The 15509-nt window shown below is 71.9% G+C and carries 18 protein-coding genes, 1 tRNA gene and 1 pseudogene; 2 read left to right on the top strand and 18 right to left on the bottom strand.

The genetic code is table 11. The features are described 5' to 3' along the window. A pseudogene (locus E1269_RS34510) lies at nt 1-126 on the top strand (IS481 family transposase); the annotation flags it as partial. A gap of 89 nt (nt 127-215) precedes the next feature. Here the strand turns inward: E1269_RS34510 and E1269_RS31020 are convergent. Both E1269_RS31020 and E1269_RS32630 read right to left on the bottom strand, forming a co-directional pair. Beyond that, nucleotides 216-289: transfer RNA gene (locus tag E1269_RS31020), tRNA-Pro, on the bottom strand. A 190-nt stretch (nt 290-479) separates the two neighbouring features. Further along, nucleotides 480-617: a hypothetical protein gene (locus E1269_RS32630; protein WP_162606711.1), complete on the bottom strand. Its 138-nt coding sequence runs from the start codon at nt 615-617 to the stop codon at nt 480-482. 97 nt (nt 618-714) lie between these two features. On the opposite strand from E1269_RS32630, the gene E1269_RS31010 reads away from it, so the two are divergent. Beyond that, the gene (locus E1269_RS31010) at nt 715-2226 is read left to right on the top strand and encodes an aminotransferase-like domain-containing protein (protein WP_131901954.1); all 1512 of its coding nucleotides are present in this window, start codon (nt 715-717) and stop codon (nt 2224-2226) included. Between the two features lie 92 nt (nt 2227-2318). Here E1269_RS31010 and E1269_RS31005 read toward each other — a convergent pair whose 3' ends face one another. The 16 genes from E1269_RS31005 to E1269_RS30930 form a co-directional block, all read right to left on the bottom strand. After that, nucleotides 2319-3050, bottom strand: a complete 732-nt coding sequence (locus tag E1269_RS31005) for an ABC transporter permease (RefSeq protein ID WP_131901952.1) — start codon at nt 3048-3050, stop codon at nt 2319-2321. A 26-nt stretch (nt 3051-3076) separates the two neighbouring features. Then, on the bottom strand, nt 3077-3994 hold the full coding sequence (locus E1269_RS31000; protein ID WP_131901950.1) for an ABC transporter ATP-binding protein: 918 nt from the start codon (nt 3992-3994) through the stop codon (nt 3077-3079). Between the two features lie 26 nt (nt 3995-4020). Beyond that, nucleotides 4021-4755, bottom strand: a complete 735-nt coding sequence (locus tag E1269_RS30995) for a hypothetical protein (protein WP_131901948.1) — start codon at nt 4753-4755, stop codon at nt 4021-4023. Beyond that, nucleotides 4752-5630: an ATP-binding cassette domain-containing protein gene (locus tag E1269_RS30990; RefSeq protein ID WP_131901946.1), complete on the bottom strand. Its 879-nt coding sequence runs from the start codon at nt 5628-5630 to the stop codon at nt 4752-4754. The genes E1269_RS30995 and E1269_RS30990 overlap by 4 nt, the downstream gene beginning before the upstream one ends. Then, nucleotides 5627-5995, bottom strand: coding sequence for a GntR family transcriptional regulator (locus E1269_RS30985; RefSeq protein ID WP_131901944.1), 369 nt, complete (start codon nt 5993-5995; stop codon nt 5627-5629). The genes E1269_RS30990 and E1269_RS30985 overlap by 4 nt, the downstream gene beginning before the upstream one ends. Before the next feature lie 171 nt (nt 5996-6166). Continuing rightward, the gene (gene der, locus E1269_RS30980) at nt 6167-7555 is read right to left on the bottom strand and encodes a ribosome biogenesis GTPase Der (protein ID WP_239001089.1); all 1389 of its coding nucleotides are present in this window, start codon (nt 7553-7555) and stop codon (nt 6167-6169) included. After that, nucleotides 7552-8208 (bottom strand): lysophospholipid acyltransferase family protein, encoded by a 657-nt coding sequence (locus tag E1269_RS30975; protein ID WP_203434258.1) that lies wholly within the window; start codon nt 8206-8208, stop codon nt 7552-7554. Before E1269_RS30975 ends, der begins: the two co-directional genes overlap by 4 nt. Next, complete coding sequence (gene cmk / locus E1269_RS30970) at nt 8205-8897, bottom strand: (d)CMP kinase (protein WP_131901942.1); 693 nt, start codon at nt 8895-8897, stop codon at nt 8205-8207. The genes E1269_RS30975 and cmk overlap by 4 nt, the downstream gene beginning before the upstream one ends. Nucleotides 8898-8960: 63 nt before the next feature. After that, nucleotides 8961-10049, bottom strand: a complete 1089-nt coding sequence (locus tag E1269_RS30965) for a prephenate dehydrogenase (RefSeq protein WP_239001088.1) — start codon at nt 10047-10049, stop codon at nt 8961-8963. Between the two features lies 1 nt (nt 10050). Next, the gene (gene aroH, locus E1269_RS30960) at nt 10051-10419 is read right to left on the bottom strand and encodes a chorismate mutase (protein ID WP_131901940.1); all 369 of its coding nucleotides are present in this window, start codon (nt 10417-10419) and stop codon (nt 10051-10053) included. Nucleotides 10420-10613: 194 nt separating this feature from the next. Continuing rightward, a complete protein-coding gene (locus E1269_RS30955) occupies nt 10614-11357 on the bottom strand; it encodes a pseudouridine synthase (RefSeq protein WP_131901938.1) in 744 nt (247 codons plus the stop codon). Beyond that, the gene (gene scpB, locus E1269_RS30950; protein WP_203434257.1) at nt 11350-11958 is read right to left on the bottom strand and encodes an SMC-Scp complex subunit ScpB; all 609 of its coding nucleotides are present in this window, start codon (nt 11956-11958) and stop codon (nt 11350-11352) included. The genes E1269_RS30955 and scpB overlap by 8 nt, the downstream gene beginning before the upstream one ends. Then, entirely contained in the window at nt 11951-12802 is an 852-nt protein-coding gene (locus tag E1269_RS30945) for a segregation and condensation protein A (protein WP_203434256.1), read from the bottom strand. Before E1269_RS30945 ends, scpB begins: the two co-directional genes overlap by 8 nt. Then, nucleotides 12799-13674 (bottom strand): ParA family protein, encoded by an 876-nt coding sequence (locus E1269_RS30940; RefSeq protein WP_275264662.1) that lies wholly within the window; start codon nt 13672-13674, stop codon nt 12799-12801. The genes E1269_RS30945 and E1269_RS30940 overlap by 4 nt, the downstream gene beginning before the upstream one ends. A 122-nt stretch (nt 13675-13796) precedes the next feature. Further along, nucleotides 13797-14789: a site-specific tyrosine recombinase XerD gene (locus tag E1269_RS30935; protein ID WP_131901934.1), complete on the bottom strand. Its 993-nt coding sequence runs from the start codon at nt 14787-14789 to the stop codon at nt 13797-13799. Between the two features lie 70 nt (nt 14790-14859). Next, nucleotides 14860-15509: alanine dehydrogenase (locus E1269_RS30930; RefSeq protein WP_275264661.1), on the bottom strand; the 650-nt coding region annotated here is incomplete at its 5' end.

Below are 15509 nucleotides of genomic sequence, written 5' to 3'. Positions count from 1 at the left end.
ACCCACACCGGAACCTACGTCCTGGCCCTCGTCCACGACCTCGACATCCGCATCATCAACGCCCCCACCGGCGAACTCCTACGCGAGCTCGTCCTGGACCCCACACGCATCTACCAGCCCACCGGCCCCCACCCGGACCAACCCGGAAATGACGAACGGCCCGAACCCACGATCCGCAGGTTCGAGCCATTCCGATGTCCCGAGACATCACATTGTCGGGCTGACAGGATTTGAACCTGCGACCCCTTGACCCCCAGTCAAGTGCGCTACCAAGCTGCGCCACAGCCCGTGGCTTGCCCAGCCGTTCCCGGCGAGGCCTGAACAGTGTACCGCCTCCGGAGTGCGCCTCTGGCCACGCCTCGCCTCGGTCGAGCACCGGTCGCTGCACTCCCTCAGGCCCACTCCCGCTTCGCCAAGCGGGCACGCTCAGTGAAGCGCCAGCAGCCCCACTCAACCCGCCCGCAGGGCCGTGCGTGGGCTCACGGCCGGGGGTGTCGGGTGTCGTACGACGAGCGGACGCGTTGGGGGCCGGCGTCGTCGCGGAGGGCGAGGCGGAGGCCGGCCAGGACGACGGCGACGACGGTCGCGAGGACCACTCCGAGAACAACGATCGACACGACCGGTCACCCCGCTCCACGCAGGAAACAATCTGTGGACTCATCCCACAGCAGTCCACTCTGGAGAACAAGAGGCCAATTATGAGATAGTGGACCGATGACCACCGTGGAGATCCGTGGCCGTATCGGTCCACGTGCGTTGGAAGACCTCCTGGGCACGTGGGCGAACGGCGGCCAGAGCGCTTACGAGGCGCTCGCGGACCGCATCCGGCTCTTGATCATCGACGGCCGTCTTCCGACCGGCACCAGGCTGCCGGCCGAACGGGAGCTGGCCGAGACGCTGGGGCGCAGCCGCACCACGATCGTGTCGGCGTATCGGCAGCTGCGCGAGACGGGGCACCTGGTCAGCGTCCGCGGGTCCGGCAGCGCCACGATGCTCCCGCCGACCCCCCTCCCGGCCGGGCCCGAGCCGCACGACGTGGTCGTCGACTTCGCGCGCGCGGCGCCCGCGGCCATCAGCGGACTGGAGAACGTCGTCGAGCGTGCGACGCGCAATATCGGCACCGTGCTGACGAAGACGGGGTTCGACCTGGTCGGCAGCGTGGAGCTGCGTGAGCGGATCGCCGCGCACTATGCCGCCCGTGGGTTGCCGACCTCAGCAGACGAGATCATGATCACCCTCGGCGCACAGCACGCGATCGCGCTGGTGTCCCGGACGCTCCTCCGCCCGGCCGACCGCGTCCTGGTCGAGTCGCCGACGTACCCGCACGCGCTCGACGCGTTCCGGGGCGCCGGCGGGCGGCTGGTCACGACGCCGGTGACGACGCGCGGCTGGGACCTCGACCAGCTGCGCGACACGCTCGAGCGGGTCCGGCCGGCGCTGGCCTACCTGCAGCTGGACTTCCAGAATCCGACCGGCGCGTCCATGCCGCCGGACCAGCGCGACGACGTCATCCGCGCGGCGCGCCGAACGGGCACCGTCATCGTCATCGACGACACCACCGCCGACCTCGACCTCGGTCGCGGCTGGACGGACGTCCCCTTCGCCGCCCGCGCCGACACAGCAGTCGGTGGCCGGTCGTCCGGACACGCCGGCGGCGCCCGGTCGCCGCGCACGCACGCGGCCGGGCAGCCCGCCGTCATCACGCTCGGATCGCTGGGCAAGAGCGTGTGGGGCGGGCTGCGCATCGGCTGGGTCCGCGCCGACGGCGACGTACTCAGGTCACTGCGCGCGGCCCGCGCCGCCAGCGACCTCGGCAACCCCGAACTGGAGCAGCTCATCGCGTGCGAGGTCTTCGACGACTACCCGGCGCTGCTGGAGCGGCGCATCGCCCAGCTGCGGCACCAGCGCGACGTCCTCGTCGGCGAGCTGCGGTCGCGGATGCCCAGTTGGGACGTGCCGGTTCCCGACGGCGGCGCATCGCTGTGGGTGGGCCTCGGCGCCCCCATCAGCTCGACGCTGGCGCTGTTCGGGCTGACGAGGGGCGTCCACGTGATAGCCGGGCCGAGGTTCGGCGCCGACGGTGCCTTCGAGCGGTTCGCGCGCATCCCCTACACGCTGAGCGCCGAGGACTTGGTTCGCGGTGTCCACGCGCTCGCCGATACCGCGCGGGCACTTCCCGCGCTGCCGCTGCCCGCCGGCACCACCCAACTCGCCGAGGTCGTCTGACCCGTCGCCAGCTCCGGTTGATCACGGCGTAGATCATGATCAAACCGGGAACCTGGTCTTCTCCGTGATCGACGGGGACGGCGAGCAGGCTCTCACTCCCAGCGGAAGACCTTGGCGGCGACGGTGCCGGCGATCGCTGCCACGACGACGAGGGCCACCAGGTTGGTCGCGTCGGGCCAGCCGCCGTCCCACGACTTCTGCAGCGCCTCCATGCCGGCACCGAGCGGGCTGACGTCGCGGACCGGGCGCGCCCACGAGGGCATCAGGTCGCCGGGGGTCCAGACACCGGCGAAGAACATGCTCGGGAAGAACAGCAGCATGCCCAGCGACGTGGCCGCCTTGCCGGTCGGGGCGAGGGCGGCGACCAGCAGGCCGATCGCGAACAGCGCGCTGGCGGTCAGCACGAACGCGATTAGGAAGCCGACGCCGTTGTCGGGGACGCCGAGGTCGAACGCGGCCGCCGCGAGCACGAGCACCGCCACCGCCGCCACGACCGACGCGGCCAGGTTGACCAGCAGCTGCGCGGCCAGGACGTTGCCGGGGTGCACGGGCGTGGTGGACAGCCGGCGCAGGATGCCCTTTTCGCGGTAGGTGGCCAGCACGGTCGGCAGGACGCTGAAGGCGAGGATCGCCACGGACAGCGCGAGCGCCATGACCGGCAGGAAGGCCCCACTGATGTTCTGCTCGGTGTCGCCCTCCCCCAGGCCGATCGAACCGAACACGACCATCAGGCCGACCGGCAGCGCGAACGCCATCACCGCGGACGTGGTGTCGCGGAGGAACAGCTTCGACTCGACGGTAGTGATCTTGGTGAGCGTGGACATGCGGGTTTCCTCCCGGGGAAGTCGGGTCAGGCGGCCTCGACGTCCAAGGCCCGGCCGGTGAGCGCGACGAACGCGTCCTCGAGGCTGGCCTGGTCCATCCGCAGCTCGGCGGCGACGACGTCGTGCGCGGCCAGGGTGGTAACGACGGTGTAGGGCAGGTTGCCGGTGCCGGTGACGATGTAGTGCGCGCCGTCGCGGGTCACGTCGGTGACATCCGGGAGCGTGGCGAGGACCGACTCGTCCAGTGGCGACGACGGGCGGAACCGCAGCGTCTGCTCGCTGGCCACGCGGCCGATCAGGCCGGCCGGGCTGTCGATCGCGACGACCCGTCCGCCGTCGATCAGCGCGAGCCGGTCGCAGAGCCGCTCGGCCTCGTCCATGAAGTGCGTGACCAGCACGATCGTGACGCCGCGGGCGCGGACCTTCTCGACCAGCTGCCAGGTGTCGCGGCGAGCCTGCGGATCCAGCCCGGTGGTGAGCTCGTCGAGCACGGCGATCTTCGGGTTCCCGACCAGCGCCAACGCGATCGACAGGCGCTGCTTCTGCCCGCCGGAGAGCTTCTCGAACCGGGTGTCGCGCTTCTCCGTCAGCCCGAGCTCGGCCATCAGCTCCGCCGGGTCGGCCGGGTTCGGGTAGAACGACGCGTACAGGTCGATGGCCTCGGCGACGGTGATGTTCTCCGGCAGCTCGCTCTCCTGGAGCTGGGCGCCGACGACCTGTCGCAGCTGGCCGCGGTCGCTGGTCGGGTCGAGGCCGAGGACGGTGACCGTGCCGCTGTCGGGCCGGCGCAGGCCCTCGATGCACTCGACGGTGGTGGTCTTGCCGGCGCCGTTCGGGCCGAGGATGCCGAAGATCTCGCCCTCCTCGACGGTGAACGAGACGTCGTCGACGGCGACGGTGGTCCCGTAGCGCTTGTGCAGGTTGGTCACCTCGATGACCGGCATGTCGTGGTTTCCTTTCGGTGCGCGGGTCAGGCCTTTTGCGGCCGGATGTCGATCGTGCGGACGAAACGGTGGACGCCGGACAGGGTGATCGCCAGCACCGCCAGGCACGACGTCACCGCCAGCCAGGTGGGCGGCCGCTCGAACCCCATGGCGTCCATCGCGGCGCCGGCCCAGCCCACCGACATGAGCGCCTCGACCACGAGCGCCGGGATGATCAGCAGCGGCAGCGCGAGCGTGGGCCCCAGCCAGCCCCAGCGGTAGTACGCCGAGCCGATCAGCCAGCCGGCCGCGACGTTGCCGGCGACGACGATCCAGACCTCCGGGACGGAGATCCAGAACTGGTAGCCGTGCTCGAACAGGTGCGGCGTCGCGTACGTCGGCACGTCGCCGGTCAGGTCGAACGCCCAGTACTCCACCAGGTAGCCGGCCGCCTCGAAGACCGCCATGATCCCGGAGATCCCGATGACGCCGATCGTGGCGGCATAGCCGAAGGTCCGCCGGGTCAGGCCGGACGCGACCGCCACCGGCAGGTAGACCGCGGTGAGCATGATGCCCTGGGACAGCGGGAAGTACCGCGTCGCGTACGCCGAGTTCTCCCAGACGCTCTCCGTCGTGCTGGGGTCGCGGACGCTGACCACGATGGCGCCGATCACGGCGAATGCGATCGCGATGATCACCACGAACCAGATCAGGGAGAGCCTGAACCCCAGCGTGAGGTCCCGGACGGCGACGCCGGTGCGCTGGTACGTCGTCGCGCTCATGCATGGTCTCCCTTCGTGAGGTGGACGAACAGGTCCTGGAGCGCCACCGGCGACAGCTCCAAGCCCCAGTCGGTGGCGACGCGGCGGGCGTCCTCGCCGATGTCGCCGTAGACGGTGACGGACTTCGTGCCGCCAAGGCGCTGCTCGCCGAGCACCGTCATGCCGGCGGTGAAGTCGTCGACGGCGACGGCGGGTCCGACGACCGCGGCGCCGCGCATCCGCAGCGTGTCGGTGTCCTCGTGCGCGACGAGGCGGCCGCGGTCGATGATGACGACCTCCTCGAACAGCCGCGCGACCTCCTCGATGAGGTGCGTGGACAAGATGATCGTGCGCGGGTGCTCCATGTAGTCCTCGAGCAGCGCGTCGTAGAAGGCGTAGCGCGACGGCGCGTCCATGCCGAGGTAGGACTCGTCGAACATGGTCAGTGGGGCGCGACTGGCCAGCCCGACCGTGATGCCCAGCGCCGAGCGCTGTCCGCGCGACAGCTTGCTCACGCCGCGCCGGCGCGGCAGCTCGAACAGCTCGAGCAAGCGCTCCGCGGCGTCGTCGTCCCAGGTCGGCCGGAGCAACCGGGCCCGGCGCAGGATGTTGCCGACGGAGTCGCCGTCGATGACGACGTCGCCGGCCTCGCGGATCAGGCAGATTTGCTGGGTGAGCCGCTCGTTCTCGAACGGCTCCTGGCCGTCGACGATGACGCGGCCCTCCCGGACCCGACGGTAGGCCGCGATCAGCGACAGCAGCGTGGTCTTGCCCGAGCCGTTGCGGCCCAGCAGTCCGTAGATCTTGCCGCCCGCCAGCCGCAGCGTGAGGTCGTCGATCGCGGTGACGTCGGGGTACCGGACCGTGAGGCCCTGGATGTCGATGCCGAGGCTCATACCGGCTCACCGCCCCGCATCGCCTGGATGCGCGCGACGACGTCGTCCAGTGGGATGCCGATGATGCGTGCCTCGGAGACCATGGGCTCGACGACGTCGGCGAAGAACCGCTCTCGGCGCTGCTCCACCAGCGAACGCCTGGCGTCAGGGCTGACGAACATACCGATCCCCCGTCGCTTGTAGAGGACGCCTTCGTCGACGAGCTGCTGGAAGCCCTTGGCGGCGGTGGCCGGGTTGATCCGGTAGTACGCCGCGTACTGGTTGGTGGACATCACCTGCTCGTCTGCTCCCAACTCGCCGCTGAGGATGTCGTTCTTGATGGCTTCCGCGATCTGGTGGTAGATCGGGCTCCGGTCGTCGAACATGCACACCCCCTCGGTCCACAGGTTCATTACTTCACCGAAGAACCGTAACACCGAAGAACCTACGGCTACAACCCGGCGCTTCACTCTGTTTGATCACGGAGTAGGTCAGGTTCGAACGCCGCGGGAAGCTGACCTACTCCATGATCAACGCGGCGTGGTGCGACGGGAGACCTACGAGCGGGAACGCCTCTCGCGCACCTTCATGCTGATCTCCATGGGCGTGCCCTCGAACCCGAACTCCTCGCGCAGCCGGCGCTCGACGAACCGCCGGTAGGACGCCTCGAGGAACCCCGTCGTGAACAGGACGAACCGGGGCGGGCGGGTGTCGGCCTGGGTGGCGAACATGATGCGCGGCTGCTTGCCGCCGCGGACCGGGTGCGGGTGAGCGGCCACCAGCTGGCCGAGGAACGCGTTGAGCCTGCTGGTGGGAATGCGCTGCGACCAGCCCTCCAGCGCGGTGTCAAGGGCCTTGACCAGCCGGTCGACGTGCCAGCCGGTGCGGGCGGACACGTTGACCCGCGGCGCCCAGGTGACCCGGACGAGCTGGCGGTCGATCTCGCGCTCGAGCTGCTCGCGGCGCTCCTCGTCGAGGAGGTCCCACTTGTTGTAGGCCACGACCAGGGCGCGGCCGGCGTCCACGACCATCGAGAGGATGCGCAGGTCCTGCTCGGCCAGCGGCTCGTTGGCGTCGACGAGGACGACCGCGACCTCGGCGCGCTCCAGCGCGGCCGCGGTGCGCAGCGACGCGAAGTACTCCGCGCCGGAGGCCTCGTTGACCCGGCGGCGGATGCCGGCGGTGTCGACGAACCGCCACGGCCAACCGCCCAGCTCGATGAGCTCGTCGATCGGGTCGACGGTGGTGCCGGCGACGGCGTCGACGACGACGCGGTCCTCCCCGGCCAGCTTGTTGAGCAGGCTGGACTTGCCGACGTTGGGCTTGCCGACGAGCGCGACGCGGCGCGGCCCGCCGTCGGCGTCGTCGAACGACTCCGGCGGCGCGGTGGGCAGGGCGGCGACGACGGTGTCGAGCAGGTCGCCGCTCCCCCGGCCGTGCAGCGCCGACACCGGAAACGGCTCGCCGAGCGCGAGGTTCCACAGCGCGGCTGCGTCGGGCTCGCCGCTGGGACCGTCGACCTTGTTGGCGACCAGGATGACCGGCTTGCCGGAGCGCCGCAGCAGCTTGGCGACGGCTTCGTCGGTGTCGGTGGCGCCGACGGTGGAGTCGACGACGAACATGACGACGTCGGCGGCGGCGACACCGACCTCGGCCTGCGCGGTGATGCGCGCGGCCATCCCCTTGGCCTCCGGGTCCCAGCCGCCGGTGTCGAGGAGGGTGAAGGCGCGGCCGGCCCATTGGGCGTCGTAGGCGACGCGGTCGCGGGTGACCCCCGGCACGTCCTCCACGACCGCCTCGCGCCGACCGAGAATGCGGTTCACCAGCGTCGACTTGCCGACGTTGGGCCGGCCGACGACGGCCACGACCGGCTGGTAGCCGGCGTCGCCGGACGGGTCGGCGTCGTCGGGCGCCTCGACGGCGTCGGCCGCGTACTGCTCGCTCACTGCTTCTCCTCGGATCGGGACGCCACGGCCTCGCGGTGCGCCACCAGCGCCTCGCGCAGTTGTTCGGTGGCCGCGTCGAGAGCCGAACGCGTACGCCCGCCTCCGGTGGGGAGGGTGACCGGGCGGCCGAAGACGACCTCGACCCGGGACCGAAGACCGGGCATCGCTCCAAGGGTACGTCCACGGGTGCCGGTTCCCGCGAACACGACCGGCACCACGGGTGCGCCCGAGCGCAGCGCGAACCAGGCGAGCCCGGTGCGCAGCTCTGCGAAGTCGCCCGCCCCGCGGGTTCCTTCGGGGAAGACGACCAGCACGCGGCCGGCGTCCAGCACGCCGATGCCGGCGCGGACCATCCCGCGGCCGGGGCCGTCGCGGTCCAGCGGGATCTGCCCGACGCCGTGCAGCAGCCAGCCCAGAGGGCCGCGGAACAGCTCCTTCTTCGCCAGCGTGTGCACCGGACGGGGGCACGTTCCCATGAGCAGCGGCGCGTCGAGAAAGCCGGTGTGGTTGGGTGCCATGATGACCGGGCCGCGTGGCGGCACGTACTCAGCACCGGTGACCCGTACTGAATACAGCAGCCGCGCCAGCGTCATCGCCGCGTACTTGCCGAAGGTCGCCCCGGCGTGAGTGGGCAGGTCGGTGTCGCCGCTCATGGCCGGACCCCGGCGCGCTTCTCCACCAGGCCCAGCACCGCGTCGACGGTCTCGTCCAGCGACAGCAGCGACGAGTCGACGACGTCGACGCCGTCGGCGGCCTGGTGGAAGCTGGCGACGGTGGAGTCGTCGGCGTCGCGGCGCACCACCTGGTCACGCGTGGCGTCGACGGCGTCGGCGTCGTCGCTGCCGTGCACCTCGCGGGCCCGGCGAGCCAACCGGACGTCCTCGTGCGCGGTCAACAGCACCCGCACCGGCGCGTCGGGCGCGACGACCGTGGTGATGTCGCGGCCCTCGATGACGACGCCGCCCTCACGCGCGACAGCCTGCTGCCGCGACACCAGCTCCGCGCGCACGCCCAGGTTGGTGGCGACGGCGCTGACGGCGGCGGAGATGCGGCTGGTGCGGATGGCCGCCGCGATGTCCGTGCCGGCGACGGCGACGGCGGGCGCCCGCGGGTCCTGCCCCATCCGCAGCGGGATCTCGCGCGCCAGCGCCGCGACCCGCTCGGTGTCGGCGAGGTCGACGCCCTGCTCCAGCGCCCACCAGGTGACCGCGCGGTACATCGCGCCGGTGTCGAGGTAGCGCAGGCCGAGCGCGGCCGCCACCCGCCGCGCGACCGTCGACTTCCCGGAGCCGGACGGCCCGTCGATGGCGACGACCAGGGTCTCGCGGGTCGGTGTGGACACGGAGTCAGCGGAGGGAACAGGCACGACGAGAAGGTTACCGGCGCCGGATCGCGACCAGTGCGCTCACCCGCGGATCGTCCAGCCGCGCTCGCGCAGTGAGGCGGCCAGCTCACGGTCGGCACCGGGCCGCACATCCAGCTCCACCAGACCCAGCGGCTGACCGGGGCTGTGCTCGATGCGGACGTCCTCGACGTTGACCCCGGCCGCGCCGGCGTCGGCGAACAGTCGGGCGAGCTGGCCGGGACGGTCGTCGATCGCGACCACGACGGTGGCGAACTCGGTGTGCGCGGTGCCGTGCTTGCCGGGCAGCCGGGACCGCCCGTCGACGCCGTCGCGCAGGACGTCGCGCAGCACCGGCTGCCGTTCGACCGGTGCCTCCAGCGCGGCCATCACCCGGTCGAGGTCGGCGCGCAGCCCGCCCAGGACGGCCCGGACCGCTGCGGCATTGGCGGTGAGGATCTCCGTCCACAGCTCCGGGTCGCCGCCGGCGATGCGGGTGACGTCGGTGACGCCCGGGCCGGCCAGCCGGACCTCGTGTCGCGGCGCGCCGGACAGCCGGGCCGCCATCAGCGCGGCGACGACGTGCGGCGTATGTGACACCAGTGCGACAGCGGCGTCGTGCTCGGCCGCCGTCATCGTCATCGGGGTGGCGCCGGCCAGCCGCGCCACCGCCAGTGTCCTCGTCACCGCCTGCTGGTGGGTGCCCTCGTCGGCGCAGATGACCCACGGCCGGCCATCGAACAGGTCGGCCAGCGCGGCGCTCGGCCCGGAGATCTCGCGACCGGCCATCGGGTGGCTGCCCACGTAGCGACCGGGATCGGGCACCCGCTCGCGGACCTGTGTGGTGGGCAGCACCTTCACGCTGGCCACGTCGGTGGCGTAGGCGGCCTCGCCGGCCCGCATCACCTCGCCGACGACAGTGGCCACGGCCTCCGGCGGGACGGCGACGACGGCGAGCGCGGCCGGCCGCTCCCCCGGCTCGGACGGCCGCCCGGCACCGAGCCGGACCGCCTCGGCGAGCACCTCCGGCTTCGCGTCGCGCAGCCTGACCTCCACACCGGCCCGCGTGAGCGCGAGCCCGACCGAGGTGCCGACCAGCCCGGTGCCGACCACCAGCACGCCACCGTCGTCGAGAGGCTCCCGGACGGTCACCTCAGCGGTCCTCCGCGAGGTCGTCGCGCAACACGGTGGTGCCGTGCAGGTAGACGTGCCGGATGTCGGCGCGCGGCCGGTCGGTCTCGACGTGCGCCATCAGCCGCACCACCCGCGGCAGCGCCCCAGGCACCCCGATCTCCTGCGCGCACATCATCGGCACGTCGGTGATGCCGAGGTTGCGCACCGCCACGGCCGGGAACGCCGAGCGCAGGTCCGGTGTCGCCGTCAGGAAGATGCTGATGACGTCGTCGGACGTCAGGTCGTTCCGGTCCAGGACCTCGGTCATCAGCTCGGCGGTCCGCTCCAGCAGGTGCTCCGCCTCATCGGCGTCGAGCTGGGTAGCGCCGCGTATCGCACGCACAGTCACGGGCAGCACCGTACCTGCCTCAGGGGTGCACTCGTGCCCACCGGCCCCTCGCTGGGGTGCCGCCCGGCCCCTCGCTGGGGTGCCGCCCGGCCCGTCACTGGGTGTCGCCGGCCCCCTCGCAAGTCGCCGCTGGCCGCCGCACCGTTGCCGCGGTGATCATCAACGATCCTGCCGTCCAGCGCGCCAGCAGACCTTCAGAGCCCTACCTCACGGTAGAGCTTGGCGACCTCTTCGCGGGTCAGCTTGCGGGTGTTGCCGGGCCGCAGGTCACCCATGGCGACCGGGCCGATGTGGGTGCGGACCAGGCGCTTCACCGGGTGCCCGACGCTGTCGAGTAGCCGGCGGACGATGTGCTTGCGGCCCTCGTGCAGCACGACCTCGACCATGACGCGGGTGCCGGAGCGGCCGACCACGCGGAAGCCGTCCACGCGAACCGGGCCGTCCTCGAGCTCGATGCCGGCGCGCAGCTCGCGACCCAGGCCGGGAGCAACCGGGCCAGGGACCTCGGCAACGTAGGTCTTGAGTACCTCGTAGGACGGATGGGCGAGGCGGTGTGCCAGCTCGCCGTCGTTGGTGAGCAGGATGAGGCCTTCGGTGTCGGTGTCGAGGCGGCCGACGTGGAAGAGCCGCTCCCGGCGGCCGATGACGTAGCCGGTGAGGTCGGGCCGCCCCTCGGGGTCGTTCATGGTGCTGACGACGCCGACGGGCTTGTTCAGCGCGAGGTGGACCAGCCCGGCCTCGGTGGTGGTGATGCGGGAGCCGTCGACCTTGATGACCGCGCGGGCGGGGTCGACCCGGGTGCCCAGCGTGCGCACGACCTTGCCGTCGACCTCGACCCGGCCGGCGGAGATGAGCGCCTCGCTGGCCCGGCGGCTGGCCACCCCGGCGGAGGCGAGCACCTTCTGCAGCCGGACACCAGTGGTTTCATCGTCAGGCATGCTCGGTGTCACGGTCCTCGAGGGCGTCGGCGTCGGGCAGGTACGGGGCAAGGGGCGGCAGCTCGTCGAGCGAGGCCATACCGAGGCGCTCCAGGAAGTACGGCGTGGTGCGGTAGAGCGTGGCGCCGGACTCCGGATCGACACCGGAGTCGGTGACGAGCCCACGGGCGGTCAGCGTGCGCATGACACCGTCGCAGTTCACGCCGCGGATGGCCGACACGCGGGCCCGGCTGACCGGCTGCCGGTAGGCGACGACGGCGAGCGTCTCCAGCGCTGCCTGGCTGAGCTTGGCGTGCTGGCCATCCAGGACGAACCGCTCGACGACGGGTGCGCACGTGGCGTGGGTGTAGAAGCGCCAGCCGCCGCCGATCTCGCGCAGCTCGAACCCGCGATCGGGCCCGCGGTACTCCTCGGCCAGTCCGCGCAGCGTGGCGACGATCTCGTCGCGGGGCCGCTCCAGCACCTGGGCGAGCGTGACCTCGTCGATGGGCTCGTCCACCACCAGCAGGATCGCCTCGACCGCGGCTCGCAGGCTCGGCTCGTCCCCGATCGGCAGGGTGGACTCCGGCGCCGGGCCGGCCCGGCCGATCTCGTCAGTCATCGTCAGCATCCTCCGCGGCGCGCTCGCCGTCGCCCTCGTCGAACTCGGCGCCGACCGAGACCTCGTCGTCGTCATCGCCGGTCCACCGCACCGTCAGTTCGCCCAGCGCCACGACCTGCTCGAACGCGACCACCTTCTCGCGGTAGAGCTCCAGCAGCGACAGGAAGCGCGCCACCACGTGCAGTGTCGACGGGCAGTCGGCGGCCAGCGTGCGGAACGTCAGCACCCGGGAGCGACGCAGCCGGTCGACGACGACGAGGGCCTCCTCGCGCACGCTGACGGTGGGCTGGTGCAGGTGCGCCATTCCCACCACCGGCGGCGGCTTGGGCGTGAGCACCTTCGCGGCCAGCTGGGCCAGCTCCTGCGGGGTGATGCCGATGACGACCTCTGGCAGCAGGTCGGCGAAGCGCTCCTCCAGCCCGACCGCCCGCGGGAACCGCAGCGACTCCTCACCCAGCCGCGCCGCCAGCACGCCGGCGACCTCCTTGTACGCCTTGTACTGCAGCAGCCGGGCGAACAGCAGGTCGCGCGCCTCGAGCAGGGCGAGGTCGTCCTCGTCCTCGACCTCGCCGCTGGGCAGCAGCCGGGCAGCCTTGAGGTCGAGAAGGGTGGCCGCGACGACGAGGAACTCGCTGGTCTCGTCGAGGTCCCAGTCGGCGTTCTTGATGTACTCGATGAACTCGTCGGTCACCTGGGACAGCGCGACCTCGGTGACGTCGAGCTTGTGCTTGGCGATCAGGGTCAGCAGCAGGTCGAACGGGCCCTCGAAGTTGACGAGGTGGACCTCGAACCCGGAGCCCTCGTCCTGCTCCGGCTCGGCGACCAGGGTGGCGGCGTCGCTCACGAGTGCGCCGGCTCCCAGCGCGCCAGCACCTCGCGGGCCAGCTGGCGGTAGGCCGAGGCGCCCCGCGACGACGGCGCGAAGCTGGTGATGGGCATGCCGGCGACCGTCGTCTCGGGGAACCGGACGGTGCGGCCGATGACGGTGTGGAACACCTTGTCGCCGAACGCCTCGACCAGCCGCGACAGCACCTCGCGCCCGTGCACGGTGCGGGAGTCGTACATGGTGGCCAGCAGACCCTCGATCTCCAGCCGGGGGTTGAGCCGGTCGCGCACCTTCTCGATGGTCTCCTGCAGCAGTGCGACCCCGCGCAGCGCGAAGTACTCGCACTCCAGCGGGACGATGACGCCGTCGGCGGCGGTGAGGGCGTTGACCGTCAGCAGACCCAGCGACGGCTGGCAGTCGATCAACATGAGGTCGTAGTCCGACACCAGGGGCGCCAGAATGCGGCCCAGCGCCTGCTCGCGACCGACCTCGGTGACGAGCTGGATCTCGGCGGCGGACAGGTCGATGTTGGCCGGCAGGAGGTCCATGTTCTCGATGGGCGTCTTCTGCAGGATGTCGGCGGCTCTGAGCGACGGGTCCATCAGCACGTTGTAGATGGACAGCTCGAGGTCGTGCGCGTCGAGGCCCAGACCCACCGACAGCGCACCCTGGGGGTCGAAGTCGACCAGGAGCACCCGGCGGCCGTAGTCGGCCAGCGCGGCACCGAGGTTGATGGTGGTGGTGGTCTTGCCGACGCCGCCCTTCTGGTTGCACATGGCGACGATGCGGGCCGGTCCGTGTCGGTCCAGCCGGCGCGGCTTCGGGAATTCCACCGGCGGACGACGTGTGGGTCCGAGATCGAGCTCAGGCTCGGTGTCGAACGGCAGCACGCCCGCGGCGTCCGGGTTCGAGGGTGCCACGTCGTTCAGAGCTCCTCGATGGTCGTGTGTGGCCTACTACGCTTCGTCCGGTTCCTCGTGTCCGGTTGGTCCTGGCACGCGAGCCTACCTCGCTACGGCGCCGTAGAGCTGCGGGCGCGCGGGTGGGCGGCCACATAGACCTCGCGCAGTTGGTCGACCGTCACCAGCGTGTACACCTGGGTGGTGGTCACCGAGGCGTGCCCGAGGAGCTCCTGGACCACCCGGACGTCGGCGCCGCCCTCCAGCAGGTGGGTCGCGAACGAGTGCCGGAGCGTGTGCGGGGTGACGGTGGTGGACAGCCCGGCACGGCCGGCGGCGGTGCGCAGCACGGCCCACGCGCTCTGCCGCGACAGCCGTCCGCCGCGGGCGTTGAGGAACAGCGCCGGGGTCGCCCGGCCCGCTCCGTCGCCGGTCGATCGCCGGCCTCGACTGGGAAGCGTGTCGCGGCCGGTCAGCGCGGGGCGGGCGCGCACCAGGTATGCGTCGACAGCCTCCCAGGCGTAGCTGCCCAGCGGTACGACGCGGTCCTTGCCGCCCTTGCCGCGCAGCAGGACGGTGCCGGACTCCTTGTCGAGGTCGTCGATGTCCAGCCCGACCGCCTCGGAGATGCGCGCGCCGCAGCCGTACAGCACCTCCAGCAGGGCGCGGTCGCGCAGCACCCGCGGGCCCTCCCCGATCGACGCCGCCGCCAGCAGCCGCTCCACCTGGGCCAGCGGAATGGCCTTGGGCAGCCGGCGCGGCGGGGTGGGCGGCCGGACCGCGCCGGCGGGGTCGCCGTCGGACATGCCTTCCCGGTGCAGGAACCGGTGCAGCCCGCGGACGGCGACGACGGTGCGCGCCGCCGAGCTGGCGCCCAGCGCCGCCCGGCCGTCGTGGCCCTCGCGCAGGCTGCGCAGGAACGCCGTCACGTCCTCCTCCTCGACCTTGTCCGGCGAGTCGCGGCCCCGCCCGCGGAGGAAGTCGACGTAGCGGCGCAGGTCGCGGCGGTAGGAGGCGAGCGTGTTTACCGCCAGCCCGCGTTCGACGGCGAGGTGGTCGAGGTAGCCGCGGACGGCGCTGTCCAGCGCTGTCTCAGTGGCGTCCATCGGTGGCGGCTCCTCAGGGGCGGTCGGTAGGCGGCTGGCGGGGCCACCGTCGCCCCGCCAGCACGGCGGATCAGTTCAGCACGCTCTCCAGCGGGATCGACGGCAGCCCGTGCGCGGCGGCGACGGGCTCGTAGACGACGGCGCCGTCGTGCACGTTGACCCCCTTCGCCAGTGCCGCGTCGGCCCGGGCGGCGTCGCGCCAGCCCCGGTTGGCCAGCTCGACCGCGTACGGCAGCGTCACGTTGGTCAGCGCGTACGTGGAGGTGTGCGGCACCGCGCCGGGCATGTTCGCGACGCAGTAGAAGACGGAGTCGTGCACCCGGAAGGTCGGGTCGTCGTGGGTGGTGGGCCGGGAGCTCTCGAAGCAGCCGCCCTGGTCGATGGCGATGTCGACGAGCACGCTGCCCGGCCGCATCCGCGCCACCAGGTCGTCGGACACCAGCTTCGGCGCCTTCGCGCCTGGCACCAGCACCGCGCCGATGACGAGGTCGGCGTCGACCACGGCGTTCTCGATCTCGTACAGGTTGGACGCGATGGTCTGCGCCTTGCCGCCGTAGAGCTCCTCGACATCGCGGAGCCGGGCGACGTTCTTGTCCAGCACCCACACGTCTGCCTGCATGCCCATGGCGATGACGGCGGCGTTCATGCCGGCCACCCCGGCGCCGATGACGACGACCCTGGCCGCCTTCACGCCCGGGACCCCGCCGAGCAGGATGCCCC

The sequence above is a fragment of the Jiangella asiatica genome, assembly GCF_004349065.1.
Taxonomy (GTDB): Bacteria; Actinomycetota; Actinomycetes; order Jiangellales; family Jiangellaceae; genus Jiangella; species Jiangella asiatica.
This window is presented reverse-complemented; position numbering and strand designations above follow the sequence as displayed.

Bases quoted from the DNA above. Each gene is read 5' to 3' on its own strand.
- E1269_RS31000 (WP_131901950.1), bottom strand. From the start codon at position 3,994: ATGCCGGTCATCGAGGTGACCAACCTGCACAAGCGCTACGGGACCACC.
- E1269_RS30990 (WP_131901946.1), bottom strand. From the start codon at position 5,630: ATGAGCCTCGGCATCGACATCCAGGGCCTCACGGTCCGGTACCCCGAC.
- E1269_RS30995 (WP_131901948.1), bottom strand. From the start codon at position 4,755: ATGAGCGCGACGACGTACCAGCGCACCGGCGTCGCCGTCCGGGACCTC.
- E1269_RS30985 (WP_131901944.1), bottom strand. From the start codon at position 5,995: ATGTTCGACGACCGGAGCCCGATCTACCACCAGATCGCGGAAGCCATC.
- E1269_RS31005 (WP_131901952.1), bottom strand. From the start codon at position 3,050: ATGTCCACGCTCACCAAGATCACTACCGTCGAGTCGAAGCTGTTCCTC.
- E1269_RS31010 (WP_131901954.1), top strand. From the start codon at position 715: ATGACCACCGTGGAGATCCGTGGCCGTATCGGTCCACGTGCGTTGGAA.
- E1269_RS30955 (WP_131901938.1), bottom strand. From the start codon at position 11,357: ATGCCTGACGATGAAACCACTGGTGTCCGGCTGCAGAAGGTGCTCGCC.
- E1269_RS30975 (WP_203434258.1), bottom strand. From the start codon at position 8,208: ATGAGCGGCGACACCGACCTGCCCACTCACGCCGGGGCGACCTTCGGC.
- scpB (WP_203434257.1), bottom strand. From the start codon at position 11,958: ATGACTGACGAGATCGGCCGGGCCGGCCCGGCGCCGGAGTCCACCCTG.
- E1269_RS30935 (WP_131901934.1), bottom strand. From the start codon at position 14,789: ATGGACGCCACTGAGACAGCGCTGGACAGCGCCGTCCGCGGCTACCTC.